34 protein-coding genes are annotated in these 26,674 nt (G+C 56.1%); 4 read left to right on the top strand and 30 right to left on the bottom strand.

The window, feature by feature from the left end:
• Positions 1–83: 83 nt before the first annotated feature.
• From PSH96_RS06260 to PSH96_RS06245, 4 genes are all read left to right on the top strand, one after another.
• Positions 84–1,325 carry an AAA family ATPase gene (locus tag PSH96_RS06260; protein WP_305458238.1) on the top strand — a complete coding sequence of 414 codons (1,242 nt, stop codon included), beginning with the start codon at positions 84–86 and terminating at the stop codon, positions 1,323–1,325.
• A complete protein-coding gene (locus PSH96_RS06255; protein WP_305458236.1) occupies positions 1,318–1,977 on the top strand; it encodes an HNH endonuclease in 660 nt (219 codons plus the stop codon). Before PSH96_RS06260 ends, PSH96_RS06255 begins: the two co-directional genes overlap by 8 nt.
• A 478-nt stretch (positions 1,978–2,455) precedes the next feature.
• On the top strand, positions 2,456–2,731 hold the full coding sequence (locus PSH96_RS06250; protein ID WP_305458235.1) for a DUF3077 domain-containing protein: 276 nt from the start codon (positions 2,456–2,458) through the stop codon (positions 2,729–2,731).
• A gap of 633 nt (positions 2,732–3,364) precedes the next feature.
• The gene (locus PSH96_RS06245) at positions 3,365–3,793 is read left to right on the top strand and encodes a hypothetical protein (RefSeq protein WP_370694325.1); all 429 of its coding nucleotides are present in this window, start codon (positions 3,365–3,367) and stop codon (positions 3,791–3,793) included.
• On the opposite strand, the gene PSH96_RS06240 is transcribed toward PSH96_RS06245, so the two are convergent.
• From PSH96_RS06240 to PSH96_RS06095, 30 genes are all read right to left on the bottom strand, one after another.
• Positions 3,708–3,965: a hypothetical protein gene (locus PSH96_RS06240; RefSeq protein ID WP_305458233.1), complete on the bottom strand. Its 258-nt coding sequence runs from the start codon at positions 3,963–3,965 to the stop codon at positions 3,708–3,710. The two genes, PSH96_RS06245 and PSH96_RS06240, sit on opposite strands and share 86 nt — an antisense overlap.
• Positions 3,962–4,333 (bottom strand): hypothetical protein, encoded by a 372-nt coding sequence (locus tag PSH96_RS06235; RefSeq protein WP_305458231.1) that lies wholly within the window; start codon positions 4,331–4,333, stop codon positions 3,962–3,964. The genes PSH96_RS06240 and PSH96_RS06235 overlap by 4 nt, the downstream gene beginning before the upstream one ends.
• Positions 4,330–4,863 (bottom strand): glycoside hydrolase family 19 protein, encoded by a 534-nt coding sequence (locus tag PSH96_RS06230; RefSeq protein ID WP_305460000.1) that lies wholly within the window; start codon positions 4,861–4,863, stop codon positions 4,330–4,332. Before PSH96_RS06230 ends, PSH96_RS06235 begins: the two co-directional genes overlap by 4 nt.
• Before the next feature lie 58 nt (positions 4,864–4,921).
• Positions 4,922–7,156 carry a hypothetical protein gene (locus tag PSH96_RS06225; RefSeq protein ID WP_305458229.1) on the bottom strand — a complete coding sequence of 745 codons (2,235 nt, stop codon included), beginning with the start codon at positions 7,154–7,156 and terminating at the stop codon, positions 4,922–4,924.
• 58 nt (positions 7,157–7,214) lie between these two features.
• Positions 7,215–10,232, bottom strand: a complete 3,018-nt coding sequence (locus tag PSH96_RS06220) for a host specificity factor TipJ family phage tail protein (protein WP_305458228.1) — start codon at positions 10,230–10,232, stop codon at positions 7,215–7,217.
• Positions 10,229–10,609, bottom strand: a complete 381-nt coding sequence (locus PSH96_RS06215) for a nitrite transporter (RefSeq protein WP_305458226.1) — start codon at positions 10,607–10,609, stop codon at positions 10,229–10,231. The genes PSH96_RS06220 and PSH96_RS06215 overlap by 4 nt, the downstream gene beginning before the upstream one ends.
• Positions 10,609–11,091, bottom strand: coding sequence for a DUF1833 family protein (locus tag PSH96_RS06210; protein WP_305458224.1), 483 nt, complete (start codon positions 11,089–11,091; stop codon positions 10,609–10,611). The genes PSH96_RS06215 and PSH96_RS06210 overlap by 1 nt, the downstream gene beginning before the upstream one ends.
• Positions 11,088–11,540 carry a hypothetical protein gene (locus PSH96_RS06205; RefSeq protein WP_177024730.1) on the bottom strand — a complete coding sequence of 151 codons (453 nt, stop codon included), beginning with the start codon at positions 11,538–11,540 and terminating at the stop codon, positions 11,088–11,090. The genes PSH96_RS06210 and PSH96_RS06205 overlap by 4 nt, the downstream gene beginning before the upstream one ends.
• On the bottom strand, positions 11,537–14,959 hold the full coding sequence (locus tag PSH96_RS06200; protein WP_305458221.1) for a phage tail tape measure protein: 3,423 nt from the start codon (positions 14,957–14,959) through the stop codon (positions 11,537–11,539). The genes PSH96_RS06205 and PSH96_RS06200 overlap by 4 nt, the downstream gene beginning before the upstream one ends.
• A 56-nt stretch (positions 14,960–15,015) precedes the next feature.
• The gene (locus PSH96_RS06195; protein WP_305458219.1) at positions 15,016–15,525 is read right to left on the bottom strand and encodes a hypothetical protein; all 510 of its coding nucleotides are present in this window, start codon (positions 15,523–15,525) and stop codon (positions 15,016–15,018) included.
• Positions 15,526–15,570: 45 nt separating this feature from the next.
• Positions 15,571–15,729 carry a hypothetical protein gene (locus tag PSH96_RS06190; RefSeq protein WP_305458217.1) on the bottom strand — a complete coding sequence of 53 codons (159 nt, stop codon included), beginning with the start codon at positions 15,727–15,729 and terminating at the stop codon, positions 15,571–15,573.
• A gap of 92 nt (positions 15,730–15,821) precedes the next feature.
• Positions 15,822–16,148, bottom strand: coding sequence for a hypothetical protein (locus tag PSH96_RS06185; protein WP_305458215.1), 327 nt, complete (start codon positions 16,146–16,148; stop codon positions 15,822–15,824).
• 39 nt (positions 16,149–16,187) lie between these two features.
• Positions 16,188–16,685 carry a hypothetical protein gene (locus tag PSH96_RS06180; protein WP_305458213.1) on the bottom strand — a complete coding sequence of 166 codons (498 nt, stop codon included), beginning with the start codon at positions 16,683–16,685 and terminating at the stop codon, positions 16,188–16,190.
• Between the two features lie 55 nt (positions 16,686–16,740).
• Positions 16,741–17,127, bottom strand: a complete 387-nt coding sequence (locus PSH96_RS06175) for a DUF3168 domain-containing protein (protein WP_305458211.1) — start codon at positions 17,125–17,127, stop codon at positions 16,741–16,743.
• Positions 17,120–17,623 carry an HK97-gp10 family putative phage morphogenesis protein gene (locus PSH96_RS06170; protein WP_305458209.1) on the bottom strand — a complete coding sequence of 168 codons (504 nt, stop codon included), beginning with the start codon at positions 17,621–17,623 and terminating at the stop codon, positions 17,120–17,122. The genes PSH96_RS06175 and PSH96_RS06170 overlap by 8 nt, the downstream gene beginning before the upstream one ends.
• A 3-nt stretch (positions 17,624–17,626) precedes the next feature.
• Positions 17,627–17,797, bottom strand: a complete 171-nt coding sequence (locus PSH96_RS06165; RefSeq protein ID WP_305458207.1) for a hypothetical protein — start codon at positions 17,795–17,797, stop codon at positions 17,627–17,629.
• Positions 17,798–17,806: 9 nt separating this feature from the next.
• Positions 17,807–18,139, bottom strand: coding sequence for a head-tail adaptor protein (locus tag PSH96_RS06160; protein ID WP_305458205.1), 333 nt, complete (start codon positions 18,137–18,139; stop codon positions 17,807–17,809).
• Complete coding sequence (locus tag PSH96_RS06155) at positions 18,139–18,615, bottom strand: head-tail connector protein (protein WP_305458203.1); 477 nt, start codon at positions 18,613–18,615, stop codon at positions 18,139–18,141. The genes PSH96_RS06160 and PSH96_RS06155 overlap by 1 nt, the downstream gene beginning before the upstream one ends.
• Before the next feature lie 2 nt (positions 18,616–18,617).
• Positions 18,618–18,863 carry a hypothetical protein gene (locus PSH96_RS06150; RefSeq protein ID WP_305458202.1) on the bottom strand — a complete coding sequence of 82 codons (246 nt, stop codon included), beginning with the start codon at positions 18,861–18,863 and terminating at the stop codon, positions 18,618–18,620.
• Positions 18,864–18,912: 49 nt separating this feature from the next.
• Positions 18,913–20,172: a phage major capsid protein gene (locus PSH96_RS06145; protein ID WP_305458200.1), complete on the bottom strand. Its 1,260-nt coding sequence runs from the start codon at positions 20,170–20,172 to the stop codon at positions 18,913–18,915.
• A gap of 9 nt (positions 20,173–20,181) precedes the next feature.
• Positions 20,182–20,883, bottom strand: coding sequence for an HK97 family phage prohead protease (locus tag PSH96_RS06140; protein WP_305458199.1), 702 nt, complete (start codon positions 20,881–20,883; stop codon positions 20,182–20,184).
• The gene (locus tag PSH96_RS06135) at positions 20,880–22,217 is read right to left on the bottom strand and encodes a phage portal protein (RefSeq protein WP_305458197.1); all 1,338 of its coding nucleotides are present in this window, start codon (positions 22,215–22,217) and stop codon (positions 20,880–20,882) included. The genes PSH96_RS06140 and PSH96_RS06135 overlap by 4 nt, the downstream gene beginning before the upstream one ends.
• Positions 22,210–22,374 carry a hypothetical protein gene (locus tag PSH96_RS06130; RefSeq protein ID WP_305458195.1) on the bottom strand — a complete coding sequence of 55 codons (165 nt, stop codon included), beginning with the start codon at positions 22,372–22,374 and terminating at the stop codon, positions 22,210–22,212. The genes PSH96_RS06135 and PSH96_RS06130 overlap by 8 nt, the downstream gene beginning before the upstream one ends.
• A gap of 7 nt (positions 22,375–22,381) precedes the next feature.
• Positions 22,382–24,109, bottom strand: coding sequence for a terminase large subunit (locus PSH96_RS06125; RefSeq protein ID WP_305458193.1), 1,728 nt, complete (start codon positions 24,107–24,109; stop codon positions 22,382–22,384).
• Positions 24,109–24,594, bottom strand: a complete 486-nt coding sequence (locus PSH96_RS06120; RefSeq protein ID WP_305458191.1) for a phage terminase small subunit P27 family — start codon at positions 24,592–24,594, stop codon at positions 24,109–24,111. Before PSH96_RS06120 ends, PSH96_RS06125 begins: the two co-directional genes overlap by 1 nt.
• A gap of 135 nt (positions 24,595–24,729) precedes the next feature.
• Positions 24,730–25,125, bottom strand: a complete 396-nt coding sequence (locus PSH96_RS06115) for an HNH endonuclease (protein WP_305458189.1) — start codon at positions 25,123–25,125, stop codon at positions 24,730–24,732.
• Positions 25,125–25,289: a hypothetical protein gene (locus PSH96_RS06110; protein ID WP_305458187.1), complete on the bottom strand. Its 165-nt coding sequence runs from the start codon at positions 25,287–25,289 to the stop codon at positions 25,125–25,127. Before PSH96_RS06110 ends, PSH96_RS06115 begins: the two co-directional genes overlap by 1 nt.
• 11 nt (positions 25,290–25,300) lie before the next feature.
• Positions 25,301–25,618 carry a hypothetical protein gene (locus PSH96_RS06105; RefSeq protein ID WP_305458185.1) on the bottom strand — a complete coding sequence of 106 codons (318 nt, stop codon included), beginning with the start codon at positions 25,616–25,618 and terminating at the stop codon, positions 25,301–25,303.
• Complete coding sequence (locus PSH96_RS06100) at positions 25,618–25,989, bottom strand: chemotaxis protein (RefSeq protein WP_160049393.1); 372 nt, start codon at positions 25,987–25,989, stop codon at positions 25,618–25,620. Before PSH96_RS06100 ends, PSH96_RS06105 begins: the two co-directional genes overlap by 1 nt.
• A gap of 118 nt (positions 25,990–26,107) precedes the next feature.
• Positions 26,108–26,671, bottom strand: coding sequence for a hypothetical protein (locus PSH96_RS06095; protein ID WP_305458182.1), 564 nt, complete (start codon positions 26,669–26,671; stop codon positions 26,108–26,110).
• Between the last annotated feature and the right edge of the window lie 3 nt (positions 26,672–26,674).

Below are 26,674 nucleotides of genomic sequence, written 5' to 3'. Positions count from 1 at the left end.
CTCCTTTTTCACTTTTCAAATCGACATACCATAGTGTAAAAACGAACAACTCGCCGAACAACTCTAACGCAGGGAGCAATAAGTTGACCAGTAAATACCCTCACGCAGTAGCGATAAATGCAACAATCCCAGGCACCGACAAAAAGTGCTCTATAGATGCAAGCGGTCGCAGTATTATTATTACCGGCATAAACGGATCGGGAAAAACTCAACTCCTTAAAAGCTTGCACAAATTTTGCGAATTGGTGTTAACCAATGATGAGCCTACACAAGCTATACAGTCGCGACTTAACTCAGCGAACACATTTATAAGCGCCAACAACCCAACCAATCAAAGCTACGGATACTATGTAGACCTGCGCAAACTCGCCACAGCCAAGCTTGAGTCTTTATCCAATCCACTCCTAGTATTTTCCGATGAAAAAAAATACGCAGAAGACTATAAAAAAGGCAAAGCAGTACTAGTACTGTTTGAAGCTACTCGTCAAGCCGATTTTAGGGAGGCGGCTTCTGCTACAAGTAAAGAAAAAATAATACTACAATCAGCAGGCACACCGGACACATCGAGCTTTTTTGAGGAATATCTCGTAAGCCAAATAACCCTACAAGCCTATGCTGAATCGCCTAACATTGGAAACGACCCCGGCGCGGCGAAAACCATTGCAAAATGGTTCGAAAAACTTGAGAGTGATTTCAAAAATCTTTTTGAAGACCCCAATCTCCGTATACAATTTGACTCAAACAAACAGTGCTTTTTTATCTATCAAGATGACAAGTCCCCATACCGCTTTCAAAAGCTGTCATCTGGCTTCTCCTCTCTTTTAGCTATTTATGCAAATTTGATTATGAAGGTTGAATTACGCGACATCCATCCTTCAGAAATGTATGGTTTAGTTTTTATCGACGAAATTGACGCACACCTCCACGTATCACTCCAACGCAAAGTTTTTTCGTTCTTAATTGAAGCATTCCCTAACATTCAATTTATTATTACTACCCACTCCCCATTTGTAGTTTCCTCCGTCAGCAATGCCGTAATTTATGACATATCTACGCTCGAACAAATCGATGACTTATCGATGTACTCTTATGAATCAATTTTACGCGGCTTATTCGATACACCACCCGTATCTCAAATTGTCACGGACAACGTGGAACGGCTCTACGATATCTTACAAGAAACACCACCGAACCTTGAAGAGTTAGAGCGGACACTTAAAGCGGTCAGTAAGCACGAGTCAGAGTTAGATGCCGAGTCCGCGATGCACATTAAACGCGCAAGGATCATATTGAACAAGAACATTAAAGGTGGTAAAAATGTTTAATGCCACCCGTAGTTATCCCGCACCAGCGTCACTCGCTCAAGCTAGATCCTACGATGGTCAAGACGTTTACACCGAACTGAGAAGAATTTTTTTTGATAAGTGCTATATTTGTGAAACAAACGACCCGCACGATATAAATGTCGAACATTTTTTATCACATGAGGGCAATGAAGAGTTAAAATATCACTGGGACAATCTCTATTTCGCCTGCAGCAGATGCAACAACATAAAGAGTACAGTCTTTAATGATATTATCGATTGCTGCGATCCCGAATATGACGCCTTCCGCGCCATAAAGCTCCTTCCCCCTATGTCTCCACGTGGAAAGTCGGTAATAATTGCCGCCACTAATGACCATCCACGCACTTTAAAAACAATAGAATTACTTGCAAAAGTTTTCAACAGCAATCACACCGTTAACAAACGTATTTCTAGCGAATTCTTAAGAACCAAGGTTTTCAAGCAATACAATCTACTGCTGGATCAAATTGACTCTTTCTATGCTCCCATCGCCACACCAGACGACAAAGAAACATCGATAGAACGTATGAAAATTCTCATTAAAAGAAATATGCCATATTCCGCCTTCATTCGCTGGTGCATATTGGAAGATGATACTCTCGGCCCTCTCCTAGCAAACGATATGGATTAGAATTCCTCTTATTTTGTTAGCCATAACATACTATGGCTCAAAGCCGAGAAAACCATACAAGCTAAAGTAACTTTTGTCACATAAATACCCCCGTATTTTTCGACCACAGCAATGCTAAATATACACTCCCCAGTTGCACCCACCCCACCATCACGCTAACCTCCCCCGGTCGCTGCAAATTCAGCGACCGGGCGTGAGAATCCGAGCAAATCAAGGCGCAAAGCGCCCAAGAACCCTATCGCGGCGTTTTTTTTCGTCTGCGGTATCGTTTTATGGCGGCTGTGCGTGGGAGACCTTCGGGTCTACCGGTTGCCTTGATTGCCGGTTTCTCACCCTGCGCACAGCTGCCACCCAAACCTGTGAGAAGGTTCGTGGCAGTTCCTCAAATCAAGGAACTTTCACTTATGTGCTTCTACGTTTATTGCATCAAAAGGTGTCACCTTTCTCGGCTCATTTTCTCCGTCCTCGGAGGTGTTTTATGAGCACTGCGCAAGATCCAACCACCCTCGGCGTCACCCCCTTCTCCTTCCACTCCGACCAACCGCTATTTCGCGTCAACAGCGGTGTCTCCCTGCACGAAGCTTTACACCACGCCTCGGACCTCCTCCACGTCGCCAAGCAACTCGCCGAAGATGTGGCGATGACCAAGGAAACGGACCGGTACGCCTGGGCGTCGCATTACTTGCAGGAGATGGTCAAGGCGGTGGTTGATGATGTGGTGAAGGTGTTGGATTCGCCCGGTAACCTTCAGTAACGAACGAATGAAAAACAGGCGCGGCGCCTGATGCCGATCAGTTAAGAGATAGCACAAGCACCGCTAACTGTGGCGAGGGAGCTTGCTCCCGTTGGGCTGCGAAGCGGCCCTGCTCTTTGCTTCAAGAGCATGGGACTGCTGCGCAGTCCAACGGGAGCAAGCTCCCTCGCCACGGGTTCGGTGTTCATTCTTGAGAGTGATGGCCATTGGGCGCTGCGCCATTTTTGGCTTTTGCCTGGCTGTTTGTGACCTGCGAACCCTCGACCTTGCGTGTTAACCTTGCCGCCATCGCAAAATTAGCAGGGCCAAGCGCCCCATCTTTGCCCCACTCCTTTTAACGAATTTGCTAACTATCTGATGAGTAAAAACACCTCCGATCTGTCTTCCCACACCCCGATGATGCAGCAGTATGGGCTTGATAGGATCAAGGGCCTTATGATGCGCGGCTTTCCGGCTCAACCTGTCTAAAACCCAAGCTCAATTCTGTTAGCTTTAAGCCCAATGAAACCGGGTTAGAGCAAGGTAGTATTAGACAGAAAAACACCCTCAACGGCGTCCTGCCGACGAACACCACTCCCAAATCCGCAACACCTCGATTACTGTGCGCATATACAGTATTTGAGTTTGCCCACCATGAAGCTCGACAAAGACACCTGCGAGTGGCTTGGATGCCCTACGCCCTTGGAAATGTACCAGCACCAGTGCGCCCTGCTCGAGGACGAGCTGACCGCGACCCAGAAGCGGCTGACCGAGGCGCGCCGGAACATTGCCGGGCTGGTGCAGATGTGCGACCTGCTGGCCACCGGCAAGGCCTCGGCCGAAGCTGAGCTGAAGAAGGCGCTCGACAACATCGCTCGACTGAATCATGAAACGTGGGAATTGGACGGCAAGGTCCGATCGCTCGATTCGGTTGCCGGCCAGCGTGATCACCTGCTCCTGGAGAATCAGCGCCTGCTGATGGCGTTGAATGGGCGAGCTACTGACAGGCCTCAACTGCAGCAACCAGCTGACGCTCATAGCCAATCCGCTGCCGACGCTCAGCCAGAAGCGCCCGCACCTTGAGTTCCAGGCTGTCCGACTTCTTCAGGCCTTGCGCCGCCCACGGCGGGGCCGCGACGTCTTTAGTCTTGCACGGCACCAGTACGGGCACCTCGACGCGGACAGTGCGCACTTCCGGCTCCCTGCTCGCGCACCCGGATAACACCACGGCCAGCACCACCAGCAACACTTTCATAGACCCAACTCCTTATCAATAATCGCGCTGGCAGCCTGGGCGGGATCGCCGCCGGTTCGCTCGCGCAATAGGTTGGTGGCGGCCGCGTAGTCGGGCTGGGCCTCCTGCCGTGCTTTCTCCTGCGCCAATGCGGCGCTCCGCTCTCGCATCTCACCGGCCTGCACCAGTTCGCCAAGCTTCCTGCCCTGCTCCAAGGCCAACGCCTCAAGGTTTTCCCGTGCCGCCTTAGTGTTGGTCAAGTCGAGGTTGGCCGTGTCGAGCAGCGGCCGGTAGTGACGGGCGGCGAGCCATACCCCGGCGCCGGCGCCAACCGCCAACACCAGGAGAACTGCCAGCGCCAACACACCCACCTTCTGCGCCAGCGTCATGCCAGCACCTTCAGCGCCCTGTCGTACAGCGCCTGACGGTCGGCCTGGCCGGTCAGCCCACCATTGATGCGCCTGGTGATCTTCGCGAAGTCCTTCTGGTCTGCCAGAGTGTTCAGCCCTCGCGTGGACCAGAACCACGCAGCCGACATCGCGGCGTGCTGTGGCTGCTCGAGCAGCTCAGGTTGATTGATCAAGTCCAGGCCCAGGGCTTCACCGCACGCAGCATAGTTCGCCCGGCCGGTGATCTGGATCAGTCCACGGCCACGGAACTTGGAGCCGTCACCCTTAACGGTGTTGCCTAGGTCAGAACGGCCCTCATAGCCGAGTTGCTGCGCAGTTGGCCCCCAGATCTCGCGCACGTAACGCAACTGACCAGACTCATGCCCGACCTGGGCGATGAACGCGGACACACGCAGGGTGCCGACAATGCCGTAACGACCCATGGCCGTATTCAGCGCAGAAACAAAAACGCCGGCTTGGCGGCCGGCGTTCGGGAGGATCTGCAGCAACTGCTGCTCGGTGATCGGCATGCTTTTCTCCATGCGAAAAAAATCCCGCTCAAAGGCGGGCTTGGAAACTTTCAATTATTTACGAAACACGAACCGCCGTTATTAGAAGCGAGTTGAATACCGTGTTTGCTGCGTCTTTTGACAGTACTGCGTTTGCAGTCACCATCCAGTTACCCACTGGGAGCTGAACGTTTGAGGTCAAATAGGAAGCGCCGGTGGAATGCTGAACTCGCACAATTATCGTGCGGCCTGCAGGATCTGCGTTACTTACGGAAACTATCCTGGCCAGATGGCAGGCTGCCGTTGCACCGGTCGACGCAACAACTACTGCCCCTGGGAAACCAGAGTTGCCGTCTATTTGCATTGTCACAGTCGTTGAGGCGGTTGCGAAGTTCCCAGAGTCAGTAACCGCTACGGGGTTTATTGCATCAACAACTTTAACGTTCCTGGCAGCTCTGATGTGATGCAGGAGCGGTGCGAATGAAGCCGTCCATATCAAGGTGTTTGCAAGAGCGGTTGGGTGGTTGATCCCGTTACCGCCAAGGGAGTTTGGATTGGTGGCAAACTCTTCAGGGCTGTAACCGTAAATATCGGTGTCGCTCAACTCTGGGGTTCCATACTGACGCGGATTACCCACATGGACTATGGAGTTTTCAACTGTTCCCAGTGCGCCTACGATGCCTACGCCATATTTACCTGCTAATGGCTGAGCGTAACTCCAGAACTCAATAACCTTGATGGCATTCAAAAACACTCTATGTCGGCATCCCCTTACATCAACTCTAAGAGTAACACCGGTACCATTAGGGATTGCCGGTGATACTGGATAAGAAGCAAGCTGTATCGCACCGAAATAAAGCTGAACGGCATTTCCAGTAACCTGCGCGATGTATTGCGTAGCTGGTGATCCAAGCGATCTATAAATAAGCTGACCGACTTGGGTGCTCCAGTTCGGCATGGTAAACAATCCGCTCTGGTTCAGGTCTTGGGCAAGGTTGTTGCGCAATGCCGAACCAACCCCCTGAAGCGCGTACCCTGGCACACCAGATTGCGCGAAAGTCGTTCCCCCGCTTGCAGTCCAGCCACTTGGATACCCAGAGAATCCGTTATCGCGGACATAGGTACAGTTATCTACGTCCTTGGCATACCGATGCAGGTGGAACAAACGATTGATATCAAGAAGTGTCAAACCGCGTGACCTGGCGATGCCGCGCATGACGTTCGCAGAAACCTGAATGGCGTCTTGATACCCATACGTTGAAGCAGGCAAAGCGGCTGGCGCCAACGCCACAGACGGAGGCTTTGTCCAGCCAGCCATTGTGTCCAAGACGGCGATTATCTGTGACGCATTTGTGTTCCCATCGCCGGTAGTATCGTTTGCGCCACTCATCAGTATTACCAGGTCGGGGTTTAAATCGCGACCATGATTTAACCAGGTTTTCCCCACCACAGATCCGCCTGGCCATGCACAGTTGTATGCATTGCCTGAGGGTCGATAAAAGCCCACCGCATTATCTTCAGGTGGAGACATCCCAACATAACTTGAGCTTGATAGCGCTGAAATTCCGCGCCCGGCCAAACTGAAGTTCGCAAAGTTCCATGTGATAGATGGGTTCTGGTCACGAAGCAACGCCATTATTCGAAGAACTACAGAGTTGTCCTCAAGCCCGTCACGATCCCCTTCGGCGATTGAGTCACTGAAGATAACAACAGTGCAAACTCTTGCCATCAGTGCTTTATTGAGCTGGTCAAGGTTCCCCAGATTCTGCAGCATCATGAAGTCAGCGAACGTACGCTGCTGTTTTTTGGCGCCAGGCCGAACCAGGTTTGCAAGCTCAAAGCCTACAGTTGCGGGCGCGTACTCCAACGCAGAATCGAATCCGGAGCGGCCTGCGCCGGTGCTCGCTGCAAGATCTTGGCGGAGCGTACTATCGCCGGCGAGCAACCACTTTGCCTCGTCTGCCGGGAAGGTCGTCGTTACGAAAGGCAAAGCTTCCGGCTTTGGACGGTATACCTGACCGTTATAGAGCACGGTCTGCGTGCTGCGCGTGATGTTAATCCCAGCGGCGTAGCTCACCGGAACTTCAAATCTGATGTTTTGAAGAAACGCCTGAAATTCGGCGGTTCGCTGCACCTGGGCGGCGTTGTGCTCCGCCGTCATGCCCGCCCACGTTTTCAGGGCCTTACCCAGCCTGCCAAACCACGTAAGGTCTGAACTGTTGATGAGCTTGTCAGCGATCTGAGCATTGTCAATCAGATCGCGCGGGTCACGAGAACCGTTCGGCTCTACAGGATTTCCGGTGTTAAAGGCCATGGTTTTCCCCGAGGCAAAAAAAAACCCGCACATTGGCGGGCCTTGAATGGGTTGGTATCTATGCCGCTGAGGGCGGGTAGTTGTCGTCGTCCGCGTAAAACACCGGCGAATACTCGGTTGCGGTGACGGCGCAGGATCCATCCTGGTTCGGGGTTATCTCGGTGATCATCGCCGGGTAACCGACTTGCTCGCTTGGCCCGAACAGGAACCTTGCGGGCTCAATGCTCAGGTCGGTGACGATATCGAAGTCGATTGCAGTGAGCGGCACCAGCACCTGGTGAAAGCCAGCATCCTTCGGCTCAAACAGGCTTGTGACTGTGCCGTCGTGCCGCCGGATGACCGCGCGTGGCGCAACCATCGTCCAGTCCATCTCTTCGCTAAGCGTGAGCAGGTACTGGCCTTCAAACGCTTCCACTGCGACGATCAGGGCGCTACTGGTTGTGTTCGGGATGTCGTCTGCCAGCGTGATATGGTCAATGTCATCAAACACTAGGGCATCCATCTCGGTGTCAACGCTGTAGCCCCAGCGTGAGAACTGGTACTTGCGTAGCTGCCTCATGCCGATGCGCCAAGCGCGGGTTTTGTCTGACACCCCATCCAGCTGGATTTTGTCCACCTTTAGCCCAAGGCTTCCAGGTAGCCGGCACTGCACGGTCTCCTTACGGTTGGTGTATTGGTCAATGTATTCAACGTCCACCCCGTCGAAGTCGTCAGGGCTTGGCGCCGTGAAGCTGGACGTCAGTTCGCTGGTCATTTCGTGCGGAGTGATTACCCCGCGCGCCGGCTGAAGGCCTTCGCGCTTGACGCTGAGCAGGCCATTACCGCTCGAAAGGTGCGACATCCCGGCCGTGAAGATTCCCTGCAGGACCTCGCGGACCGCCGTGGGCTTTTCGTGCGACATATCGTATAGCTCGCTGCGAGGCGTCCAGTAGTCCTGGTCCACAGCGCTTAGCGCATCCATGTCGATTAGCGACTCGTCGATCCCAAGCCCTTCACACACGTGCAGAGCTGCTCCCTTGATTGACCGTGGCGGTGCGCTCTCGTATATCCTGGTAGGCACACAGCTGACCTCCCGCTCTGATTGGGCGCTGAGACGGTCACCGCCACGAATATCCATGGTGATGACAGTGATGCCCTCATAAGAGCCTGGGTCAGGTAGCAGCGTGCGAAGGCCATACCACTGAATTGCGTCACGCACCTGGCCACCTTCGACCGGCTGAACCCGCCTCATTTGAAACTCAGGCCGCAGCGGGTAAGGGAAAACCACCCCATGGGTAAAACCAATCTGGTCAGGGGTTGCGTCGGTGTAGGTGTGGGTGATGGTTGTCCACGCGCCACCTAAGGCCGCGTCCCGCCAGCGCACTTCAATCGATTTTGTGAGCGTCTTGATGTTGCCGGACTTGCTGTAATAGCAAAGCCCCTGGCTTAAGAAGACATCGTATTCAGCCTGGGTCGCAAGTTCGTTTTCAGGACACCCCATGAAAGAACCGATCCAGTTGCTTGCTCCGCCGCTTCCCGACATAGAGAAGTCGAGCAGGGTTCTTGCGGTGAATCCACCCCAGGAATTGTCCACGCCGCCGGCGTCAGTGATTCGTTTGACTGTAGCGGTAAGCCCGCTGACCGAGACGACTTGATATCTGTAGCCACGGTAAGCAATGGAAAGCCGTTGCTGACCGGCAGCGACGCCAGAAAAAGGAGTTCCGTTGTCATAGCTGAGCGTGACGCTTGCAAGCTGCTCTGGGGTGCCACCAGTAGATGCAGTACCGACGGTATAGGTCGGCCCAGAACCGAAAATCGGAACAGGGGCGCTCGATTGCGAGATTGTCCCGCCCTTGTAAGGGCTCAACGGCTCGACGAGGCGAATTCTCCCAGAGTTGTCCTGAGCCACCAAGCCGCTACCCGAAAGCTGCGACGTGATTATTGATACAAGCCCGCTCATGTTCGCGTAATTGGCGTTAAGCGAGATCGTCTTGGTCACTCCTTGAAACGTCACAGACCAAACGACGGCGCCGGCGCTGAAGTCGTACGTCGATGGAGAAGCACTCGCAGTCACCGTAGAAGGCGCGCCGCCAATGCCAGGCACGGGCGCGACGTAGGGCAGCACGCTCGCCACCGTCAAATCAATCTCTGAATCGCTACCCAGCGTTACCTTCATGCCAACAAACGGTGCAAGATCGGTCAACGCGCCGGCGATACGGCTATATGAGCCAGCAGTTGTGACAGTGAAAGTATCCGGCGTCACCAGCCGAACGACGGTACCCTCGGCCCACGCTTCTGGGAAGCGGGGACTGTTCCCCAGCAGCGATACCGTATTGCCACTGATCAACATGGAGTCTGCCAGGGCCGCCGACTGCGAAGGTGCGGTACTGGAGAGGTCGAGCCCAGCGGTGCCAGCGTTCGTACCACCAACCTCTGTGGCTCGGTACCAGTTCCTTGCGCGCGAATCGCCAAGGAGTGAGGCGCCAGGCTCATAAATTGCGTAGTTCACATCGGACCCAAAAGCCGCAACGGGGGTGTCGCCAATTTTTATCGTGCTTGGCGGGATCGAATACCGGCCCCTGCCAACTGACATAGCAAGGGTCGTCACCATCATCCTCTTGTTTACGAACCTCGATACCGGCGGAACCAGCAGATCTGGATAGACCTTGGCCATGCCGAGGACTTCACGAATTGGCGAGTTCAGCTTCGCACGATTGCCCGTGGCGGTAGCCGCATCAAGGTCATCGCCCTGCTGCTGTTTCGAAGTCTTCGCCTTGGGCATGGTCAACACCATGACGATCGATATCGCCGCCAGCGCAACTGCGGCCCAGGCTGCTACCACCGCCGCGCTGGCCCGTGCCTCAGGGAAGATCTTCACGTCAGTGGTCTGGTCAACCATGGTCTCTGGCCACCGATCCACAGGTACTGCAGCCCCTTCCACCTCAATACAGATCGGGTGAACCAAGCTGATGTCAAACCCCTTGGCGTGCGCTGAAAGCCAGCCCTCCAATGAAATAGGCTCGTTGACCTGGTGCGACTCCAGCGGAACACAGTCGCCTTCCTTGACGCCAATACGGGACGAGTAAATTTCAATCACTTGTAATACTCCACCCGCACGAAGCGGCGCTTAAGCCTGTGTAGAGGCAGGCAGATTGTCCGTTGCTTTTCAGTGATCTCCATTGCCTCAAGTGATGCGCCACACCGAACCACGACACCGACGTGACGCATCTCGCTGCCCTGGTAAAGCGCAATCAGCGCGCCCTCTTCCGGCTCGCACGGTGTGAGCGTGGGGAACCACTTGCCCGCCACCTCCACCATCGAACCGTCGCCGGCGCGGATGTCAGCCCACTCCGGCCAATCCGGCATGCCGAGGTCGCGGCGTACCTCCAGCACAAGGCCGTAACAATCAACAAACGGCCACACTCTCCCGCCCTCGAGGTATCGGCCCGCGAGGTATTTGTCGTGATCGATCATTATTGGTACCGCATGCCAGGGGCGAAGTCGCCGGTGTAGTTGAAACGAAGCCAGAGAGTTTCGAGCAGGTTGAAATATCCAGCAACGATCTGAGCTTCAGTGGCCGTGACAGACCCATTTTTAACTTTGAATCGAAGGATCTTCGATGGATAGGTCAGGTCAGTACTGATGTACTCCCGGTACACCAAGTTGATTTCACGCCGGTCAGCCAGCGCTGGCCGAAGGAATCCCGAGACGCTGCCGTCGATATTGCATAGGGCAAATTTTAGGTCCTGTTTTCCGTCGCTTCCACGCTTCGGGAGCGCAGTAGAGATACCGCAGGCAACGAACCTCGCCAATGCGCCGGTCTCAAGACCGGTCTCCAAGTCCTCATATCCATTGGTGAGAAAGTGATAAGCCACACCATCTGTGATCTCAAGGGTTCCATGGATTATCTCCGGGCCACCACTTGAATAAAGCCGATTGAGTACGAAACTCGTCATGATGGCCAGTCCCTGTTAATTGCCAGGTCGATGAGATTCATGGCGGCGATATAGTCCGGTGCGTACAGAGCCCAACCGCCGGTTAGAATCGGTCTTTCCAAAAGCTCAATTGGCGCTCGAAACCGCCAATGCCCCCCATCAAGCGTGGGACCTTCATAGATATCGGTGAAACGAACTTTGTAGGGTCTAATCCCTTGCGGGGTTTTCAGCTCGCACTCAAACCAATCGACACCGGATGTGAGGACTTCCTCAAACCACGACTCAAAAAGTTGAGTTTGCATATCATCTTCGAAAAGAAAATCAGCCGTCAGCTCTGTTGGGACTGACGAATAGGCGCGCCGCTGACGGGATCGACCGGTGTTCATTTTTGTCCGCATAAAAGGACTAACCGGCTTAAAACCATATCCATCGGCAACTGGCAGAGGAAGTTCTTCTGGATACTTTTTCAACGGGCAGCCCTCCCAATACCCAGCATTTGTTGAATTTCTTTCGCCGCCTTTCCGTTATCGCGAATGTTGGCAACGAATTGATCAATCACCCAGCGACCATCAACTTGCTTCGATTGACTTTGACCGGCTTTGCTTGAGTCCTCGATCAGATTGACGATGGGAGCCAAAGGCGCAGGGGAAGAAGAAGTCTCGGATCCATAAGCACCAGCCGAACCGGCTGAAGCCGGATTGACAAAAGCTGTCCGACCATCGCTCATAGCCTCCAAAGTACCGACGCCGATACGAGCTGTTGCTTCAGCGTCGAATACATACTCTCTGCCATGGACAACCCCAGCAACTTGCCCAACACCGCCATTGCCGGTGTAACCACCCTGCTGAAAGCCTCCAACTGCTCCAGCCATCGCAGTCATGCTAACCGCTGCAGCAAGTGGGCCAGTTACAGTAAGCGCTGTCGCCATAGCAGCAGGCGCGAGAGCAGGTCCAAAGATAGGAATAGCTGCGGTAGACGCGTAAGCATTGAGGCCGGCTTGCAATGACATTGCCTGAGCGTTTGCCCCCATAGCACCTGCTGCGCTGGCTTGTGTTGTTTTCCCGACAAGTAGTTGAACAGCCTGGTAAACCAACCACTGAGCAGCCATCTGAGCAAGGGAGTTGATGATCGACTTGGCGAAATTTGTGACCATATTCGCCAAAGCATCATCAGCCTCTTCTGCGCCAGTAGCCACATCCGAAAAGAATGTCGCCAGGCCGCCCGTGGCGCTATCCAAAGCGCCGTTGGTGACCTCTGCCGCCTGAGCTGAATAGTTACGTGCAGCGTCGGCATAGTTAGCCCACGCTTCGTTTACGCCATTCATCCAGTTAGTTTGCTGCTCGTCCACCGCCTGGTAGTAGAGCTCTTGCGCAATAATCCGCTCGGCAAGCGCCTCTTCAAGAACAGCGGTTTCGCTGTCGTACAACTCTTTGCTAATGCTCTTGGCCTGAAACTGCTCATTGAGGCTGGCCACATCAGCGGCGTACTTCTGCTGGAGAGCCAAATCCGCGCGCACGCGGTCGCGGGCTTTATCGCCCATCCCTACGCCTTTCAGCTCTTGATCAAACCCATCCTTCATGGTTTGAGTGCCGACGCCCTGAGCATTTCTGAACGCCGTCAGCTTCAGGTCTTCCTCGTTGGCCTTCTTCAGCTTGTTCAGCGCGTCAAGCTCGGCAGCCATGCCCATGAGCTTCTTCTTTTGCGCCTCGCTCAGCTTGCCGAGCTTGCCCTCCTGCAGCTCGAAAGAAAGCTTCATCACCTCGGTGGCGTCTTTCTGTTTGTCACCGGTGGTGTTGATCAGCTCGATCTGGCGCTTGTAGCCCTCCTCGGCTGTGTCGAAGGACTTCAGTTGTTGCTTGGCGGCAGACTCGGTAGCACTGGTGTTCTTCCGGGTGGCCTTGGTAGCAGCGTCATCAGCCTCTTTTTGCGCATCCTTCGCCGCAGCAGCTGAACGTATTGCAACAATATCGGCCTCGGTGAGTAACTTATGCTCTGCGATATATCGATTCGCAGCCGCGAGGCTTGTCTTGTCTTGAGCAGAAGCAAGTTCCTTAAGCAGCTGATCAAGATACTTCTTCCCATCTTGAGCAGCGCTAGCCTTCGCAGACGCGTTCTCACGCTGCGCCTTGGTATTGGCATCAGTCTCGCCTGTAAGGGCTGCAATCACCTCTTTCTGCTTGCCAAGCTCGCCGGATAACTTAGTGACGGGCCCCTGGCTCTCTTCCATAGCCTGAGCCATTGATTCGGTTACGCCTGGAACAAGACGCACCTGATCAGCAACTTCTTTCCAGTCAACGGTAATGCCTGCAGCTTGATCTTTCGATGCCTTCCGAACCAAATCCAAGGCCGCCTGAGCCTCAGCCGGAAGGGGTGTGAGCCCTGCCATGAGCCCATCAGCGCCGGCAGCGCCCATGCCACGCATGTCATTTTCAAACTTGTCAGCAATCGCGCCGGACATTTGACCGAGATCAGACTGCAACTCCTCAACCTTTGACTTAAGTTCGCGAAGAGTCACGGACTGCGTAGCTCTGTTTAACTCCCCGAAACGCGCAATCAACTTATCAATCGGATCAGCTAGGTCGCCAAGTTTCTCCTCAAGAACGCTCGTATTATCGCGCAGCGTTAGAAAGGCGGTAGCGGCACCAATAGCCAAGGCTGCAATACCCAGCGGCCCCCCCATCATCCCAACCAGGCCTACACCAGCGCGACTTACCCCAACCTGGGCGGCGGCCACAGCATTGGTAGCTCGCGTTTCTACAAGACGCGCTTCTGCGAGTTGGAGCGACATTTGCGTTTGGACAGCGGTGCCGCGAGCTGCAATTGCTTCTTTCTCAGCCAAGAAAACAGAGGTTTGAGCTTTTTGTTGCTCAGCTTGCGCAACCAGCAAGACCCCTGCTGCTTGGGCTTTTCTCGCCGCCGCATCTTTGAGGGCCGAGTAAACAGCTGTCGCCCCCGATGAGGCGGCCATTGCACCGTATCGGGAAAGTGCAGCCACGGCAGCGATAATCGCCACATCCGCCAAGGCAGAGAAGTTGTCGCCGACCGCACCAATTGCCTTCCCGAGAACGCCAGTAAAATTGGTGGTCTCGTCCAAGCGCCCGACATATACATCAAAGGCGTTTGTCAGATTCTGCAGCGCATCACGGACTGCGACCGTCATGCTGTCGGCGAGCTTCCCATTAGCCTCGGCGCTGCCCTTCAAACCTTTGGTAAGAACATCGAGACCAAGCTTGCCGTCGGCACCAAGCGCCCGAATCTCTTCAGCGGTTTTGCCTGTGGCCTTGGCTACGGTTTCGACGATGGTTGGCATTGCAGCAAGCATCGCCTGCCAACCATCAGCATCTACCTTGCCTGTCTGCAAAGCTTTCGAGTAACCATCGATTGCAGACTTGGCTTTATCAGCGGATGCCGAGTTGGTCACCAAAAGGAAACTAAAACTGTCCATAACATCCAGCGCCTGGCTGGTGTTGTAGCCCATGGACTTCAGACTACCCGACGTCCGAATGTATAATTCCTGTGCTTCAGCGAGCGGTCGATAAGTGCGTTTGGCAGTATCCAGTAGACGCTGCTGAACCAGATCGTACTCACCCACGCTGGATGTAGCCATGCCGATACGGTCGGACATCTGCCCGTATGAATCGGCCGCCTCAATGATCTTCCCGATACCGGCTGCGCTGATAGCGCCAGCCAATGCAGTTTTGATCAGCCCCGAGGCATTAAGCGCACGCGCCCCCGCACGATCAAAAGCAGTGTCGATACGCCCTAGACTTTTATCGATCTTTCCAGACGCTTGCCCGACAGTTGAGTCGGCGCGGGCCATCTCCTGACGCAACTGGGCGGTGGTCGCCTCGATGCGGACGAGCATCCCCTGTACGTCGGTATCAGCCATGCTTTTCTCCGGGCAATAAAAAACCCACCGTAGTGGGCTCTATATAAATTATAAAATCAGTCCAAATAGAACTTCTGGACAACCCCAAATATAGGAATTAGGGATAGCGCTCTATCTAAGCGTCCAACGTCAAACCTTTTCATAAATGCCATCTCCAAACCGGACAATGAATTCAAACCTATCTGAACGTCGTGTGCCGAAACGCCCGAGTATGTTCCTGATCCGGTTTCAAGCTCTACGAAGTATGTACACAGGGCCTTTCCATCACCTCGGTCAGTTCTAAAATCTATCAAAACGCTCGGTTCGGAAGGAACTATATCGCCTCTCGATATCACCGCCTGAGTGGCCCTGTTGAAATCTTCAACCTTTCGCCTGTTTGGTTCAGGCTGAATGGCTGTAGCGCTTATAATTTCAACGCCCTTGGTCTTTTGTTTAACCACACCGATGCAGTCTCGCATGATCGCCGCAGATAACGCTCTTGTCGGCGACACGAACATAATCGCTCCGATTATGGCGGCGACCGCTACAGCTGAGCCGGCGACCGATATTTTTGCTCCCTTGCCCATTGCGCCTCTCCAGAACGTTTAAGCATAGAGGATAGCAAAGTTCATCTACGAAGCCTGCTTGCCCGTAAGCGCCTGCCGCAGCTTATCGGCCACAGTCGATGGGGATGGTTTTTCAGCCTTGGCTTTCGCCTTTCCGCCACCGAAGGGGTTCGTCATCTGCGCCCATTCGATCTTGGCGTCCATGGCCAGGAACAGTTCGGGCATCGGCGTAGTCCAGGCCATGACCGGTGTCCAGCCTAGCCAGCCCGTGGCTACCGCGTAGAGCCGGTCAACATAGCTGCCGTCTTCTACGGCACTTACGCCGCCGGCTTTTCCTTTCCCGCGTCAGGCCCTTTCGGGTTGTACAGCGCGACCAGGTAGGCATTGAGCTGCACGGAGACGTCGAGCACGCCGGTTTGCCAAACCTGCTCCGCCACCGCCTCGGCGGCCTTACCTTTCAAACCCGCGCCGCCGGCAATGATCACCGCGCAACCGTCGATGCTCAGGGCGTTGATCGCCTGGGACGCACCGCGCAAGCCGCCGAAGTGGGCCTCAATGGCGCGCACGGCGCCGAGGGTCGGAGTGAGGGTGTAGGTCTCGTCGCCAAGCTTGATCTCGACGGTGCCGTAAAGGGTCTTGCTCATGTGTCGAATCCTTGGGGTTCGGGGCCGAAGCCCCGCAGGTTATGCGGCGGCAGCCGGGAGAATTTCCAGGATGTCGGAGTTGATGCCGATCGTGACGTTGCGGCGAACCACGTTGTCAGCGGCGCCGGGGGCGACGGTGTTGTTCATCACCTTACCGCGCAGGTAGAACGTGGTCGGCAACAGGGCTGGAGTGGCATCAGGATCGCCATCGTTCAGCGTGATCTTGATGTTGTAGTCGCCCTTGCTGCGATCCTTGTGAGCGATCTTCAGCTTGGCCTGGCCCAGGTCGCCGTTGTCCAGGCCCACGGCCAGTGTCAGGTCACCAGCATCAGCGGTGCCCTTGTACTTACGAACTCGGCCATCGCGCAGCGACGTGAAGGTCACGGAGCTGAACGTGTCGCCAAACTCGCCCAGGTCTTCCACTTCGCCAATTTCGACGTAGGTGTCTGCCTTGTAGAGCGCTTCGGTGTCTGCGCCGTTCTTGCTGCCGATGCTGATCCGGCAGCCGGCGGCTGTGTTGAGGTTGTCGTCGGCCATGGGGGGTCCTCCAAAGGCACATTGGATAAAGCCGCGGTGCGGCCGGGTGTTTGGTTTAGTGAGTGGTGATAACGCGGACCGTGATCGATCCTTGGTAGGTGACGCCATCAGCATCGCGCTGGGCGTCGGCTTGCTCGACCCGGACTGACACTGCCCGGCCAACGTCCAGCGGTAAGCGGCGCTCATCCAGAGCAGCCACAACCTCACCGAGGATGCGCTTTACCTCGGCCTGGCCGTGGGCGTCCGACCAGACCGACAAGTAAATCAGGCGCTGTTCGCGCTTCCTGCCGGCGATAGGTGAGATGTTGGTGGATATCTCGCGGTCAATTGAAACGTAGGGCATCGGCGAATCCATGGGCGCGCCATCGTAGACCGGGCATGAGACCTCAGCCGCAAGCCTGGCGAACAGCGCCTCCTGCAGCGCAACAGACGGATCAGCCATTGGTAAGCCCCTTGCTCGCCTTGCTCAGCGTTCGACCGATGGCGGCCTTGATGTTGGCCACCACATACTCTCGGTTCACGTCCTTCGCTGGGCGAAGCCATGGGTGAGCCGGGCGCGCTGGGATGTCCGGGTACTTGCCGAAGAAGTTTGAGCCGTCGGCCTTATTCGTCGGGCGGCGTGTCCTGCCACCGGCACGCTTGTTGCCGGTGTAGCCCTTGGTCCCGTACTCCACAAACCGCATGTAGAAGAACCGTTGCTTGTTCTTTTTGCCACGAATACCTATCTGAGCGTCCAGGCCGCTTTGCGAAACAAACACCGTCAGCGCGGCAGCAGCCGCACCAGTGTCTTTCGGAATTAGGTTCTTCATCGTCGAAAGAATGCGCTCGGCACTGTCGCGCATCACCGGTGCCAGCTCGTTATCCATGGATTGATGGATCGTGCGCAGAGTTCGACGCAGCTTGAAGTCGCCGGACATGCGCGATCGACGGGCGGCCATGGATTACTCCTTGGCCTTTCCGGGCTTTTCAGCGGCGGGCGGCGCGTCGGGCGCGGGATCGACCAGGCCACGCCCGACCAGGTCAGCACCAAGCTTGGCATCCACCGTGAATTCTTCACCCTTCTCCCGGTCGCCGGTAGCGCCGGAAAGAGTGCCCAAGGCAACTACTTTCATATTTCACCTCTACGGATTGGGTACGTTTGAACAGAGCAATCTAAGCATGTCGCGCTCGTTGTTCGGGAGTGCGGCTTCGATCAGGTAGGTGGTGGTGATTCCGTTCGCCGTGTGCACCAGGCGATTGCCTGCGACAGCGTCCGCGCGAGGTCTGATGCGTATCTCTGCGGTAACCACCGCCTTCAACTGCTCAGCGACTGGCGCAGTCCGCCCCGTTGGCATGGTGATCTCAGACCAAAGTTTTACGAGCTCCACCCACGAGGTGTCGAATCCGCCAGTTTTGTTTTTCGTCAGAACTGGTTTGAACATGGTGCATAGATGACGCAATGGGCCGGCTCTCATCAGACCCCCATGCCGATACGGTACGGCGCCAGCAACGACTTGCTGGTCAGCGGCAGTTCGGTCGCGATTGTTCCGGTCACAACCTCTTCACGGTTGGCATAGAGGTGACCAAGCTTCAGCAGACATGCAGCTTCAATAGCCTTGTTCACCACCAACCCCCGAGCCGTTCTGGCTATCAACTCCAGCGCTTCAGCGAATATAAACCGCACATCGGCCTCCGCTTCCAATCGCTGAGCGGCGTCCTCAATAGCCTGAGCTGCCAGCATCGAGACGTCATAATCGACCACCGCGATTGCCCTTTTCGTAGGAGCGGCCAACCGCGCAGCGTCCAGGGTGGCCTGATCGGCAAAGAACGAACGATTCATGTACGCCATTGCAGCCGTTTCAGCACCATCCAGCTGGGATTGCACCAAGTCCTGGTCTTCGCTTTCCGCGCGCAAATGCTTCATGGCGAGTTCGATGTCGATCACGCTCATGATTATTTAGCCCTGTTTTTCAGCTCGGGTTTCGGCTTTTGGCTGGCCGCTGGAGCGGCTTTGTTATCCGTTTCCTTGGCCTGTTTATTTTCGGGTTCTGGCGCCTGCTTCACGTCGTAATCCTCAATCAAGCCGTTCCGGTGAAGATCTTTTGCGCGGAACTCATCAACGGTAATATCACGGCCTTTCTTCACGTACTCATGACCGTTAAGAAAGCCTTTTTTGGTTTTCACTTCGATATCTGGCATTAGCACACACGCCCGGTCAACCGGGCGCGCTCCTTGGGTGATTGAGGAATTAAGGCGTTGGGTCTTCGAACTCGCCGTGCACGAAGGATTCCGGACGGTACACCGCCAGCGCCAGGCGCTCTTCGGCACGGATGGTGACCATGTTGGTGCGGAAGTTGTCGCCGTCTTCGGTCGAAACCTCGACAGCCGCGTCTTCGCGATCGAACACCTGGGCGGCGATGTTCATTGCACCAACCAGGAACTCGCCTTCAGGAACTGCGTTGCTGTCCACCACTGGCAACTTCCAGAGACGCTGGACACCGCCTTCTTGGACGTTGACCCAGATGTAGGATCCAGTGCTGTCCTTGGTCAGCTCGATATCAGCCCAGTCGACCGGGTTCAGCGCGATGGCCGAGGCGCGGTATTCAGCCACACGCACTTGCAGGATCGCGCGGCGCAGGGTGTCGATCTTGGTGTCGCCGGCCTTGCGCAGCGCTTCGTTGAAAGTGGTGGCTTGCGGGATCAGGCCCAACAGGTTCTGGCCGGTGCCGTCACCCGCGAGGATTTGCTCTTCTTCTTTGTACTTCAGGCCGTAGATCGCACGACCGTTGATGTAGCTCTGCAGCAACGGGATATCCGACAGCACCTGTTTCGATGCTTTGAACCAGTGAGCGATGGTTTTGACCGTGGTGGTGACCATGCCGAACGACAGATCGGATTGAGCCTTCAGCGCGCCCTCGCCTGCCTGAGGCGCTGCCATGTTCTGGAAACCGGTCTCTTGCACGAACTCGACGGCGTTGGATGCGGTACGGCCGGGCATGATCAGATCACGGATGGTGAACTGACGCTCTGGATCAGTGATGATCCCAGCAACGCGAGTAGGCTGAATGCCCACGCCTACGCCGCCAGTGCCGGTGGTGGCGCTGGTGATATTGGTGACAGCCTTCAGATTCAGGCGAGCGATACCGCGACCTTTAGTGGTCAGCGCCTGGTAGTCATCCGAGTCGGACAGCTGCTCGCCAACGGATTTTTGTTCAGTTGGGTCGTTCGCGGCGAAGCGGCGAGCCATCTTCTGCTCAATGTCTTGCAGTCGATCCTGCAAACCCAGGCCATCCTTTACCAGGCCGTCGAGAACGGTCTTGGTTTCGGTCAGGATAGTGCCGTGTTCTTTGATTTCCTTGTTGGCTTTCTCGGCGAAAGCCTTGATTTCCTGGTCGCGTTGATCAAGGAGATCATTCACTGCTTTCAGCTGGACTTTGTCGTCGGCATGCTCCTTGCGTTGCATCTGACGGTTTTCGGCGCGAGCCTGGTTGCTCATGGCGTTATGCATGGTGAATCCTCAAAACGAAGGGAGGGACAGTGCTGGGCGCGACTTGAGCGCCTCGACCACTTCAATTGCTGCCAGGTCGCCCGCGGACTCGCTCCGGAGCAGATGCTGCAGTCCACGGTTGGCAATCACCGCGGACTGAGTTTTCGAGAAGCCTGCCTCGCGCAGGAGCAGCTCAAATTCGGGAAGTGAAGGCAGGCCGCCGTGGGCCAGCTTCGACTTGATGGTGTCGGTGCGCGCCTCGTCGTTGGCTGGCACCGTCACAATGGAAATTTCCACCAGGTCCAGCTTGGTCAGCGTGCGGATCCGGGTCTTCTCGTCAAAGCTCGATTCCCGCACGTAGTAGCCGATGGAAAGGCCTGTAATGGATCGGGACTTCATGCCGCGCATTGCAATGCGGGCATACGGCGCATCTGCAAGCCAGAGCTCGCCATCACCGAACAAGCCCTTGGTGTCCTCTTTCAGGGTATCCATGGACCAGGAACCGATTGGCTCGCCTGTGCGGTGCTGCCAGAGCACTGGCAATGCTCGACTTTTCGCCTTTAGATCAGCGATCGACTCAAGAAACGCCCCGGGCGCGACCACCTCGTTGTAACTGTCAACGACACCGAACACCGATCCGTATCCAGAAAAAAGGCCGTCATCGCTGACAGCCTTCACGTCGTAATCAAATGAGCGGTACTTCACCGCCAGGGCCTGGTCTTTCCGTTTCATTCCTGGTTCCCCTTGGGGGTTTCGTTGAGCCAGTCCAACAGCGCGGAACGAGCTTGCTGGGCATCACCAGAGTCCTCGCCAAGCTTGTCGATCGGCAGCATATTGGATTGGACGGTGAGCTTCGCCGCGTTACCGCCCATGGGTGCAAGGTTCTCCTTGATCCGGCAGTCGTCGCGGGTATAGATACCGTTTTGTGTCATGGAGCTATAGAACGCGGCGCGAGCCGCGCTATCGGCACGAAGCAAGCCCTCTGGATTGAACTTTGCGTAAAATCGGCGGCGCTCATCGGGGCGTAGAAGTCGACGATTGATGCTCTGTTCGATGCGTTTCATCCAGGGCAGCAGCGTGAAGCTCAGAAAGCCGAGCATCTGCTGTTCCATGCCGGTGCCCCAGCTGGTGCTATTCGACGTGTGCCCGACCATCCAAGGAGGAACACGAAACCACCGGCAGATCTCTTCGACGTTGAAGGCTCGGGTTTGGAGCATTTGGGCATCTTCGGGCGTCATGGACACCTGCTGATATTTCATGCCAGCTTCCAGCACCATCGTCTTGCCAGTGTTCACCGCGCCGGCGAACTTGGCAGCCATGTCCTCTCGGATGTCCTCCCGCTGGGCCTTGTTGAGAATCTGGTCCGTGGACAGAACCCCGCCGAGCTTCATCCCGTTGGCAAACATCTTGCTGGCCGACTCATCCGCAGCCATAGCCGCGCCGAATACATTGCGGCCCATGGCAAGCGGGCTCAAGCCACACATCGGATCGGTCCCGAACCCGCGCGTGTGCATCATTTGCTCATCAAGCAGCGTATGAGGCTTGCCCTCGCTGTCGATGAACCGGTATTCGATGGCGCCGCTGCTCGTTCGCCGAGGCGGAGAAACCGACTGTGGAAGGATAAACTCCAACGAAGATAGATCGCGACCCACCAAATGAGGCTCATTAAAACTGTTGCCGCTGAGCAGCAAGCTGGCCACCACACATTCCCAGAACTCAACAGGGGTTTGGTCCGCGTTCGGCTGCTGGCTGATCACCCTGTGTACGGGATGCGAAGTGGCCACCTCTGGCACACCGTTCTTGTCTTCGTAAAGCGCGATCGGGAGGGTGGCCAGGGTTTCGGCGATGAGGCGTACGCAAGCCCACACCGTCGACAGCTGAAGCGCTGTCTGCTGGCTCACCGTTTTTCCCGAAGCGGAATCAGTGCCGTAGTAACCATTCCAGAATGAAGCGTCACCCAGGCCAATGCGCCGACCTACCCAACCAGCAAGCGAGGACTTCACAAATCCAGGCTCGGCAGATTTGAATAGAGCCTGGCGCAGAACTGATTTGATAGGTTTATTCACCAGTCAGCCCCTTACGGATGAATCCAGCCGCAGCCAAGAAAGAAGCAGCGCTTGCGATGAGTGCCCAGCCGAGACCGACCAAGACAAATACGCCGGCAACAAACAGGCACAGCGCGGCCAGGGCCGCCACGATGAAGAGGATCAGGCCTGTATCCATGGGTGAGTTATCCAACAATGATTGGTTTCGAAAAGAAGTCGCTGATGTTGCCGCTGTTGTCGTTGACCAAAATTAACGCCCTGCCAATAGCCATGATCAGCGCTACAGCACCGTCAATCTTGTTGTCGTCGCCTTGCTTGATAGGCCGCACGATATCGTCGTTTCCCGGCATGTTTTTCCCGATCACGTTGGCGATACACCAGGTCATGATCGGATGCCCATCGTGATGGAAGCGGCCAGCCGTGATAGCCGCCTCAAGTTCCTTCATGGGATCAGACATATTCGTGTAGTTCTGCGTGGTCGTGATCGGCGTGAAGCCTTCGTCATCGAGATCGTGACTTAGGCCTGTTGCGCCGTGCGGGTCGATCGGGCACTCGCGGACAGGAGCCTGATGATTGGCTTCTTTGGTGTCTTCCAAAATTTCGCGGTAATCGACCTCGGCACCATCCGTTATCTCCAGGTGTTTGGAATTGACCCAAGCCTGGAACCGTTCGGACATGCGTTTGTTGTCGCTATCGTAGGCGGTGTCGTAGGGCACCCAGAACTTCGGCGCCACGCTGTAGTAGTGGGTCTTGCCATCTATGACCCGCCAGAACAGCCGCGCACGTGAGTTCATATCCAGCTTCCGCGCCAAGTCGAAACCCGCGATCCACTCTTGCCCCTCGAACTGTTCCAGGGTCAGCGTGGTGTCTTCACAGGATTTCCAGTCCTCCATGTTGAAGAACCCGGATTTCGCACTCACCCAGAGGTTTAGGTGCTTCGTTTTGAAGGTGTTGGCGAAGCGCGCAGATCGGATGGCCCGCGCCTGCTGGCTCTCCAGGTACTCCTGAAACACTGAAACACCGTGGTTCGGGTTGGCCTTGGCCAGCATCTTAGGGTCGGTCCAGTCGTCCCCTTCGTCCAGCGTCCAGATCCAGCCGAACAATTCCTCGTCCGGCACCGTACCAGCCAGCATCTCGACGACCTGGCGGCGCTTGTCGTAGCACGGGCCTTCAATGTCTGCGCCGGCGGTGGTGATGATGAACATCAACGGCTGACGCCGCGCGCCCATGCCGGTGAGCATGGTGTCGTACTGGGCTGACGTTGGGTGCTCGTGGTATTCGTCGACGATGGCGCAGCTTGGTGACGCACCGTCGCCGGGATTGCCGATCAGGGGTTCGAAGCGGCTGAAGTCGGACGGAATGTTCATATTGGAGGCGTTCACCTCGATGCCGGCGGCCTGGATCAGCATCGGCGACTTGCTGACCATGAGCTTGGCCGGCCGGAAAACCTCCCAGGCCTGTTTCTCAGTCGTTGCGCCGGCGTACACCTCGGCACCGAACTCGCCATCGGCGACGAACATGCTGATGCCCACCCCGCCGGCAACAACTGACTTGCCGTTCTTCCTAGGGACTTCCCAGTAGCTTTCACGGAATCGGCGGTGCCCACCCTTCTTCTTGACCCAGCCGAATGTCACGGCCAGGCCAAAAAGTTGCCAAGCCTCGAGCGTGATCAGCTGGCGCTTGAATGCCCACTCGCCCTTGGTGTGCGGTAGCAGCTGCATCAGCTTGAGCTTTTTCTCCGCCTTCGCAGGGTCGAACTTGAAACGGAAGCCGCGCTTGCGGCTCGCCGCGAGATCGTCGAAGTGGCGCTGTACCGCCTGGTGTATGTAGCGGCACGCCGGAACCTTCCCGCGAAGCAATGACCGACCCCACGCCATTGCCTTGTCGACATTGGGGTGGGCAGATTTGGTCATCAGGTTCTCAGCAGGCTGGCAAATTCGTTGGTTTCTTTCTCCTTATTGCCGCCGATCAGTCGCGTGCGACTGGCCGGGTCCAGGCCCAGCATCGAACCGAAAGTCACCATCTGGCGCATCGTTTCGTTCGCGGCGGTAAGTGCGGGGTTCTTCATCGGCCCACCAGTGGCCCCGGTGACTACGATGCCATGCAGCTGGATCGATTCCTGCGCAAGGCGCCAGTTGTCGTAGGCGCTACAGAAGGCCTCAACGTTGTGCAGGTCCGTGATCGCCACCACGTTCTCCCGCAGCAGCTCCGGGACAATCATGTTCCACATGGTGGCGGCGCGCGGGCTGAACCACTCCGGCGGGTCGATCTGGGTGATCTTGGAAAACTGCGGCTCGGCTGTATTCAGCGCACGCTTGCCAGGGTTTCCGGCGAGTGCTTTTTTGGCCGTTGGCTTGGGTTTGCGACCACGGCCGGCGACCGTGGCCTTGCCCCCCATCGCGCAACTCCTGAGTTTTTAATTTCGCGGGTGTAAGAAAAAGGCCAAGGGGACGGTCTAGCTACCAAAAACCCCAGACTTTTGCCCCTCCCCCTACCCAAATGAGAATCACGATCATTTGCGCGAGATTCCCGATCAATTTGCACGATTTCTCGATGGGTTGCCCCAGCCGCCGTCCTCGGACGCCGTCTTCCTGCTGTGACAGGGATGACAAAGGGCTTGCCAGTTCGAGCTGTCCCAGAACACGGCCTTGTCACCTTTGTGAGGAACGATGTGATCAAGATCAGTGGCCGCGACCACCAAGCCCTGCCGCTCGCACTCAGCACAAAGCGGGTGCTTGGCCAAGTAAGCCTTGCGGGCCTGCTGCCACTTGTAGCTGTACCCGCGCTGAGCGCTGGTATCGCGCTGCCGCTCGCGGCGCTTGGCTTCGGCGCTCTTGCCGATGTCCGTGTGGGCATCGCAGTAACGTGGGTTGCGAGTCAGTACATTGCAACCATGGGCGTTGCAGGGTTTCTTTGGCCTCAAAGGCATTACGTAGCAACCTCCAGTTTGAAGCCGTGAGTCACTAGCCAATCAATGAATGCCTCGGGCATCTCATCGCGACCGGTCAGCCAGCAGTAGCAGATGGCAAGGCTGAGAACATCAGTCACCCACCAACGCCGAACAACATTGATTGTTACGCTTACCTTAGCCATCACCGCCTCCCTCACTGCCCGGCACGGTTTAGCGCTTCATCCGCCTTGTCCGCAGCCTGGGCCGCTGTAGTTGCTGCCCTGGATGCCTTGTCAGCGGCGGTGCCAGTCTTGCGGGTCAGCTCTTCAAGGCGCTTGTCCCGCTCCTCCATGGCTGTGTCGTAGGCCTTGCGAATGTCCGTGATCTGGTTGCTCTGCTTCTCGGCGAGAGACCAGTACGCAGCCTGATAGCCAAGGACCGCACCACCACCAACCAGCAGCACGGCAATGGCCCAGACCTCGGTGCGTCTCCACCACCGCCGGGCAATGAATTCAAGTGCGCATCTGTCCATCAGGCGATACCTCCAAGCTTGGTTCGCAGGCGGGTGATCTCTTCGCTCTGCAGGGTGACACGCTCAGTGAGCTGGCCTACCTGGCTGGTGAGTGCTTCGATCTTCCCTTCCATGCGACCCACTGCTGCAGCGAGGTCGTTACGCTCTTTCGCGAACTGATCGGCGCGGGCCTCGGCTTCTTTGCGGGCGGCGCGCTCTTGGTTCAGTAGCTCGTTGAGTCGGCGCAGTGTGCCGATATCGGCACTGTCCATGGCGCGATCTGTTGCGTCCTTCGAGAGGAACTTGCGAAGCCAGAGCAGACCACCAAGCACGACGGTGGCGCTACCGCCCAGCCAGGTAGCTGTGCCCGGGCCTAGGTCAGTAGGATCCATCCGATACTCCAGAAACGAAAAAGCCCCGCACAGTGGCGGGGCTCAGAATTTTGGGTCGTCTCTCATAACGCGCAAGATCGACATGATGGGTTTAATTTACGGCCAGTCGGCCAGTGGGTCAAGCGGCATCTACAAAGATTTGCTCACGGTCGAATATCTCGGTCGCGTGGATCACGGCCTGCTCTTCGAGCTGCTCCAAACGCTTGTGGATTCCGCCTCGCCAGTTGCGGCGCGTGCGCTCTGGGGAACCCGCCAGGTCCCAGGTGTTCATGTCGTAGAACTCGGCGGGCAGCACGATCATGTCGGTGGAGCGCTTGCCAACCTGAACGCCCTTCAGCTTCGGTATGGCCCAGGCGGTCAGCGCCTTATAGATGAACAGTTGAGGCGCCGGCGAAACCATACGGGCAACCAGCCTACCGATGGCGCCGACCTTGTTGGCCTTGTGCGTCGAGTACTTGGCCACCAGCACATCCCAATGAGCGGGCTCAAGCTGCCGGTGTAGCAGCGCGTAAAGGCAGCAGTCGTAATCGAATTTGTCGCGCACCGACAGCGTGCTGCCGGTGCCACCCCTCCGAAGATCCGCGTCGATCAGCTTCTGCCAGGATTGCTTGGTGCTGTTGTCGATATTGTCCGCAGCCAGCACCCGCACCAGGGTGCCCATCACGTCCTTATACATAGCCATGGC

This window comes from Pseudomonas sp. FP2338, from assembly GCF_030687515.1.
In the GTDB taxonomy this organism is placed as follows: Bacteria; Pseudomonadota; Gammaproteobacteria; order Pseudomonadales; family Pseudomonadaceae; genus Aquipseudomonas; species Aquipseudomonas salomonii.
The sequence above is the reverse complement of the archived record's forward strand: the minus strand, read 5'-3'. Positions and strand labels throughout refer to the sequence as shown.

Bases quoted from the DNA above. Each gene is read 5' to 3' on its own strand.
- PSH96_RS06160 (WP_305458205.1), bottom strand. From the start codon at position 18,139: ATGAGAGCCGGCCCATTGCGTCATCTATGCACCATGTTCAAACCAGTT.
- PSH96_RS06145 (WP_305458200.1), bottom strand. From the start codon at position 20,172: ATGCATAACGCCATGAGCAACCAGGCTCGCGCCGAAAACCGTCAGATG.
- PSH96_RS06210 (WP_305458224.1), bottom strand. From the start codon at position 11,091: ATGACGAGTTTCGTACTCAATCGGCTTTATTCAAGTGGTGGCCCGGAG.
- PSH96_RS06180 (WP_305458213.1), bottom strand. From the start codon at position 16,685: ATGGCCGACGACAACCTCAACACAGCCGCCGGCTGCCGGATCAGCATC.
- PSH96_RS06215 (WP_305458226.1), bottom strand. From the start codon at position 10,609: ATGATCGATCACGACAAATACCTCGCGGGCCGATACCTCGAGGGCGGG.
- PSH96_RS06240 (WP_305458233.1), bottom strand. From the start codon at position 3,965: ATGAAAGTGTTGCTGGTGGTGCTGGCCGTGGTGTTATCCGGGTGCGCG.
- PSH96_RS06105 (WP_305458185.1), bottom strand. From the start codon at position 25,618: ATGGACAGATGCGCACTTGAATTCATTGCCCGGCGGTGGTGGAGACGC.
- PSH96_RS06125 (WP_305458193.1), bottom strand. From the start codon at position 24,109: ATGACCAAATCTGCCCACCCCAATGTCGACAAGGCAATGGCGTGGGGT.
- PSH96_RS06255 (WP_305458236.1), top strand. From the start codon at position 1,318: ATGTTTAATGCCACCCGTAGTTATCCCGCACCAGCGTCACTCGCTCAA.
- PSH96_RS06245 (WP_370694325.1), top strand. From the start codon at position 3,365: ATGAAGCTCGACAAAGACACCTGCGAGTGGCTTGGATGCCCTACGCCC.
- PSH96_RS06170 (WP_305458209.1), bottom strand. From the start codon at position 17,623: ATGGCCGCCCGTCGATCGCGCATGTCCGGCGACTTCAAGCTGCGTCGA.
- PSH96_RS06110 (WP_305458187.1), bottom strand. From the start codon at position 25,289: ATGGCTAAGGTAAGCGTAACAATCAATGTTGTTCGGCGTTGGTGGGTG.
- PSH96_RS06140 (WP_305458199.1), bottom strand. From the start codon at position 20,883: ATGAAACGGAAAGACCAGGCCCTGGCGGTGAAGTACCGCTCATTTGAT.
- PSH96_RS06100 (WP_160049393.1), bottom strand. From the start codon at position 25,989: ATGGATCCTACTGACCTAGGCCCGGGCACAGCTACCTGGCTGGGCGGT.
- PSH96_RS06155 (WP_305458203.1), bottom strand. From the start codon at position 18,615: ATGAGCGTGATCGACATCGAACTCGCCATGAAGCATTTGCGCGCGGAA.
- PSH96_RS06195 (WP_305458219.1), bottom strand. From the start codon at position 15,525: ATGGGCAAGGGAGCAAAAATATCGGTCGCCGGCTCAGCTGTAGCGGTC.
- PSH96_RS06185 (WP_305458215.1), bottom strand. From the start codon at position 16,148: ATGAGCAAGACCCTTTACGGCACCGTCGAGATCAAGCTTGGCGACGAG.
- PSH96_RS06150 (WP_305458202.1), bottom strand. From the start codon at position 18,863: ATGCCAGATATCGAAGTGAAAACCAAAAAAGGCTTTCTTAACGGTCAT.
- PSH96_RS06165 (WP_305458207.1), bottom strand. From the start codon at position 17,797: ATGAAAGTAGTTGCCTTGGGCACTCTTTCCGGCGCTACCGGCGACCGG.
- PSH96_RS06095 (WP_305458182.1), bottom strand. From the start codon at position 26,671: ATGGCTATGTATAAGGACGTGATGGGCACCCTGGTGCGGGTGCTGGCT.
- PSH96_RS06230 (WP_305460000.1), bottom strand. From the start codon at position 4,863: ATGCCGATCACCGAGCAGCAGTTGCTGCAGATCCTCCCGAACGCCGGC.
- PSH96_RS06190 (WP_305458217.1), bottom strand. From the start codon at position 15,729: ATGCCCGAACTGTTCCTGGCCATGGACGCCAAGATCGAATGGGCGCAG.
- PSH96_RS06120 (WP_305458191.1), bottom strand. From the start codon at position 24,594: ATGGGGGGCAAGGCCACGGTCGCCGGCCGTGGTCGCAAACCCAAGCCA.
- PSH96_RS06175 (WP_305458211.1), bottom strand. From the start codon at position 17,127: ATGGCTGATCCGTCTGTTGCGCTGCAGGAGGCGCTGTTCGCCAGGCTT.
- PSH96_RS06115 (WP_305458189.1), bottom strand. From the start codon at position 25,125: ATGCCTTTGAGGCCAAAGAAACCCTGCAACGCCCATGGTTGCAATGTA.
- PSH96_RS06235 (WP_305458231.1), bottom strand. From the start codon at position 4,333: ATGACGCTGGCGCAGAAGGTGGGTGTGTTGGCGCTGGCAGTTCTCCTG.
- PSH96_RS06225 (WP_305458229.1), bottom strand. From the start codon at position 7,156: ATGGCCTTTAACACCGGAAATCCTGTAGAGCCGAACGGTTCTCGTGAC.
- PSH96_RS06130 (WP_305458195.1), bottom strand. From the start codon at position 22,374: ATGGATACAGGCCTGATCCTCTTCATCGTGGCGGCCCTGGCCGCGCTG.
- PSH96_RS06250 (WP_305458235.1), top strand. From the start codon at position 2,456: ATGAGCACTGCGCAAGATCCAACCACCCTCGGCGTCACCCCCTTCTCC.
- PSH96_RS06200 (WP_305458221.1), bottom strand. From the start codon at position 14,959: ATGGCTGATACCGACGTACAGGGGATGCTCGTCCGCATCGAGGCGACC.